This window comes from Treponema sp. R80B11-R83G3 (assembly GCF_054786115.1).
Window position 1 is genome coordinate 1 of sequence record NZ_BDHF01000093.1, and the last position, 4,962, is coordinate 4,962.

A 4,962-nucleotide genomic window follows, 5' to 3' on the forward strand; every position below is an offset into this window, starting at 1 on the left:
GTATTTATTACCCGTTTGACAAAACGAATAAAAATCTATAGAATTTTTATAGTTTTTTTTACATGGAGAATGTCATGATAAACCGTAACCCATACATAGCGAATCTCAAAGCTGGATACCTTTTCCCGGAAATCGCAAAGAGGCGGCGCGAATTTGCAGCGGCGCATCCAGAAGCGAAAATTATCAGTTTGGGGGTAGGCAATACTACCGAACCGATTTTTCCGCACACTAATAAAGGGCTTGTCGATGGGGCAAAAAAACTTGGAACCGTTAAAGGCTACTCAGGCTATCAGGACGAAGGAATGGCGGAGTTGAGGGAAAAAATTTCTACAGTCTTTTATAAAGGAAAATTCTCGATAGATGAAGTCTTCATCTCTGACGGGGCAAAGTGCGACATCGGCAGATTGCAGACGCTCTTTGGAGCGGGGACAAAAATAGCGGTTCAGGACCCTTCGTATCCGGTCTATGTTGACGGTTCTGTTCTTGTCGGAGCGGCGGGCGGCTGGACCGGCACAGGTTACTCAGGCATTACATATCTTCCCTGTACGGCAGAAAACAATTTTTTCCCCAATTTAGACTTAATTCCGCAGAACAGCCTTGTCTATTTTTGTTCACCTAACAACCCCACCGGCGCAGTATCGGATCGCGCTCAACTTTCCGCGCTTGTAAAAATCGCCGTTGAAAAAGGCTGCATCATTGTCTTTGACGCCGCCTACGCCGAATTTATCCGCGATCCTTCACTGCCTAAAACCATCTACGAAGTAGACAAGGCAGATCAATGCGCCATTGAAGTAAACTCATTCTCAAAGCCCGCCGGATTTACCGGAGTGCGCCTCGGCTGGTCTATTGTTCCAAAAGCTATTAAGTACGCTGGCGGCGAGAGCGTCAACGCGGACTGGAACCGCATCGCGGGAACAATTTTTAACGGCGCGTCAAATATCGCTCAGGCGGGAGGGCTTGCAGGGTTAGACGACAAGGGATTGAAGGAAATCCGCAAGCTGACTGATTTTTATCTTGGAAACGCGAAATTGATAAGAGACGCTCTTCAAAAGCTGGGAATAAAATGTATAGGCGGCGACAATTCCCCCTACATTTGGGCGCATTTTCCCGGCAGGGACAGTTGGGAAGTGTTTTCTCAAATACTGGAAAAGTGCCACGTTGTAACCACCCCCGGCGCCGGTTTCGGCCCCGCCGGTCAAAGCTTCATCCGCTTTTCAGCCTTTGGCCACAGAGCCGATGTCGAAGAAGCGTGTAGGCGCCTTGGTAAATTTATTTAGAAGAATTTACCACGAACCACAAGAGTGAAGAATTTTTTACCACGAACCACACGAACCAACACGAACCGAGAGGGATTTGAGCTTACCACTGATAAGCGAGTAAGACGAGAGCGTAAGATTTAGGGGGGGTGTCCGTTATCTTATCGTAAAGTCCCACGCTAAGCTCTCGGACAACAACCCCTGATCCCTTTAGTTTTCTACTACACGCATATCTGTAGTAAATCTCCCCGCTTTCTAGGTTCGCTCCATGTTCGTGTGGTTCGTGGTAAAATCTCTTCTTAACAAATTTTTCTTTAACAGCGTAAGAAAATCGTTACGCGCCATTTCTTCTCCCCCAAGACTGATTAAGTGCCTTGTCGGTATTTGGCAGTCAATAAAAGCTAGTCCTTCCGCAAAAAGCTTTTTCGCAAAAGTAAGGAATGCGGTTTTTGACGCGTTTGGGACATTAGCGAACATTGATTCGCCGCAGAAAACTTTGCCGAGCAGTAATCCATAACAGCCGCCGACAAGTACTCCGTCCTGCCAGCTTTCAGCGGAGCGTACAAAACCTAATTGGTGCAGTTCCGCGTATGCTTCGATTATGTCGTCTGTAATCCATGTTCCATTTTGACCGGGACGCTTTTTTTCAGCGCAGTTTCTGATTACTCCGTCAAAGTTTTCATCGTAGGTTATTTTAAAAACATTGCCGTTTAAAATTTTTCGCATAGAAGATGAGACATGCAGTTTTTCGGGAAAAATCACGCAACGCGGGTCGGGAGACTGCCAGATGACTGGATCGCCGGGTGAGTACCAAGGGAAAATTCCTTGCTCGTAAGCGGAGAGTAACATCCCGGGCGAAAGATTGCCGCCTACTGCGATAATACTGTCTTCACATTCATTGGGGTTGGGAAATTGAAAATATGCGGCTGTATCAAGGTAGGGAAAATCAGGATCGGGACCGGGACGAAAACGCGGCACTAATTTTCCGCTGTTACAGTTTGCGTCTCTTCGATGTCCATGCAGTAGCCGTCACGCCAGTCTACAACGGCGCTTCCGCCTTCGCTCAGGCTGCCAAACAGGACTTCATCCACAAAGAAACTTTTTATTTTCTCTTCGATTAACCTGCTTGCGTTTCTCGCGCCAAACTCTTTGCTGTAGCCTTCTTCCGCCAATTTGTCCACACAGGTTTCCGTAACGGTAATGGTTACGTTCTTTTCCGTAAGCTGGGCGGTAAAAGCGTCCAATTCTTTTTGGACAATGGAAACCATAATGTCGCGCGAAAGATGGCCAAAACGGACAATTGCGTCTAGCCTGTTGCGGAATTCAGGAGTAAAGAATTTTTCTACCGCGCTGTCAATCGCGCTGTCGTCCTGAATTCTGTCCCCAAAACCGATAAGCCCCTTGCCAATTTCCCTTGCGCCAGCGTTACTTGTCATTATCAAAATTACATTGCGGAAGTCAGCCTTGCGCCCCTGATTGTCGGTAAGAGTGGCGTAATCCATAATTTGCAGGAGTATGTTAAAAATATCGCTATGGGCTTTTTCAATTTCATCAAGCAAAACCACGGCGTGCGGCTGTTTGCGAACTGCGTCCGTTAGCTGACCTCCGTCTTCATAACCGACATAACCCGGCGAAGAACCGATAAGGCGCGAAATTGTGTACTTCTCCTGATACTCGCTCATGTCAAAGCGGAGCATGGCAATCCCCATGATTTCAGCTAACTGCCGCGCCAACTCCGTCTTGCCGACTCCGGTCGGCCCCACAAAAAGGAAATTCGCTACAGGTTTGCCGTCCGCCCTGAATCCCGCCCTAGAGCGTTTAACGGCTTTTACCACCGAGGATATCGCGTCATTCTGCCCAAAAACCCTTTGTTTAAGCCTCGCTTCCAAATCTTTTAGTTTGTCTTTTTCGCTCTCACCCACTGACCTCTGCGGTATACGTGCGATTTTGGAAACAACGGTTTCAATAACGGGAAGGGTAATTTCTATTTTTTCAATTTGAGCGTCCTGTACTGTTGAAGACTTGTGCGTCTTATCAGCCGCCGTCCTATCAGCCGCCATCTTTTCAAACATCGATTTATCCGTCATTGTCATTTCTGCCGCGAATAAATCCGCTGTTGGCACTTCCGTCTTTTCGTTAGATGTTTTGTCTTCCGCACTGGCGTCTTCCTGTGAATGTTTGTACGCTTCTATCCGCGCATAAGCGCCGGCTTCGTCAATTACATCAATGGCTTTATCGGGCAGGCGGCGCTCCGTGATAAATTGCGCGGAAAGACGCACGGCGGTCTCCACAACCTCGTCGCTGTAGTGGACATGGTGATAATCTTCGTATCGGCCTTTAACCCCCTTGAGTATGTCAATTGCAATTTCTACGGAAGGTTCGTTAATATCAATTTTTTGGAAACGCCGCGAAAGAGCGCGGTCTTTTTCAAAGAACTTGTTGTACTCCTCGTGCGTTGTGGAGCCGATACAGCGGAGCTTGCCGGAAGTGAGCGCTGGCTTTAGCAGATTGGAAGCGTCCATCGCGCCGCCTGAAACCGCTCCAGCTCCGACAAGCGTGTGAATCTCATCGATAAAAAGAATTGTTTTTTCTTTTTTTAACAGTTCCTCAACAACGCGTTTTATCCTTTCCTCAAAATCACCTCGGTACTTGGTTCCCGCTAGGATAGAACCCATATCAAGAGCATAGATAGAAAAGTTTTTAAGAAGCGGCGGCACATTGCCGGCAACAATTCTCTAGGCAAGCCCTTCCGTAATTGCCGTCTTTCCTACGCCTGAATCCCCAACATGAATAGGATTATTTTTCATTCTTCTGCAAAGCACCTGCACGGTGCGGTCAAGCTCGTCTTCCCTGCCGATTACAGGCTCCAGTTTTTGCTCCTTAGCCAAAGCGGTTAAATCTATCGCATAACGCTCAAGCATTGTTTTCTTGCCCGCTTTTTTCTGAGAATCGGCGTCTTCATCCATACCTGCGTATTTTTCGCCCTTTTGAGAATTTAAAAATGGATCGTTGCCGTAACTGTGGGACAGCACCTGCAAAAGTTCCAGCCGCCTTATTCCCGCTTTGCGCAGATAATAGCTGCTGTAACATCTTTCTTCATCGTAAAGGGAAACAAGAATATCCGCCACATCGATCATGTCTTTTTGGGCTGACTTGCAATGTATCAAAGCGCGCTCAATAATGTTGTGAAAACCCACGGTCTTTGTAGGTTCACCGGACGTAATCGGCATTTTTTGCTCAAAGAAATTTTCCATTCCATGTTTGATCTGGGCTAAATCAGCCCCGCACGAAAACAGTACCCCTTGAACTTCATCAAAAGCCAAAGCCGCGTAAAGTATATGTTCAGGAGTAAGGTACTCATGTTTTCGCACCTTTGCTTCGTTATACGCCGCGTCAATAATCGCCTGTACATGACCGGAAACTTTCATTTTTCATCCCCTATATAAATATAACATAAGTTATCATTCCCTTCTATAGACCCCTTTTATATATTAAATCGGCTCTACAATACACATAAGCGGAAATTCATTAGCTTTTGCCATTGCGTGTACCTGCTCGGTTTTGGTCACGGCAACATCCCAAGTATACACCCCGACCACCCCTCTGCCTTTTCTATGAACATCCAACATTATTTTACTGGCATCTTCAATGCTTTTATGAAAAATTTCCATTAAAACATCGACCACAAAATCCATGGTTGTATAAT

3 protein-coding genes and 1 pseudogene are annotated in these 4,962 nt (G+C 46.6%); 1 reads left to right on the forward strand and 3 read right to left on the reverse strand.

Annotation, left to right across the window (positions count from 1 at the left end; all coding sequences use genetic code 11):
• Positions 1-74 precede the first annotated feature (74 nt).
• Positions 75-1,277 (forward strand): LL-diaminopimelate aminotransferase, encoded by a 1,203-nt coding sequence (locus ACYVRH_RS10705; RefSeq protein ID WP_461256904.1) that lies wholly within the window; start codon positions 75-77, stop codon positions 1,275-1,277.
• A gap of 234 nt (positions 1,278-1,511) precedes the next feature.
• On the opposite strand, the gene aat is transcribed toward ACYVRH_RS10705, so the two are convergent.
• From aat to ACYVRH_RS10720, 3 genes and pseudogenes are all read right to left on the reverse strand, one after another.
• Positions 1,512-2,234: a leucyl/phenylalanyl-tRNA--protein transferase gene (aat, locus tag ACYVRH_RS10710; protein WP_461256905.1), complete on the reverse strand. Its 723-nt coding sequence runs from the start codon at positions 2,232-2,234 to the stop codon at positions 1,512-1,514.
• Positions 2,234-4,684: pseudogene (clpA, locus tag ACYVRH_RS10715) on the reverse strand (ATP-dependent Clp protease ATP-binding subunit ClpA). Before clpA ends, aat begins: the two are co-directional and overlap by 1 nt.
• 63 nt (positions 4,685-4,747) lie before the next feature.
• On the reverse strand, positions 4,748-4,962 hold a 215-nt coding region (locus tag ACYVRH_RS10720; RefSeq protein WP_461256906.1), incomplete at its 5' end, for an ATP-dependent Clp protease adaptor ClpS.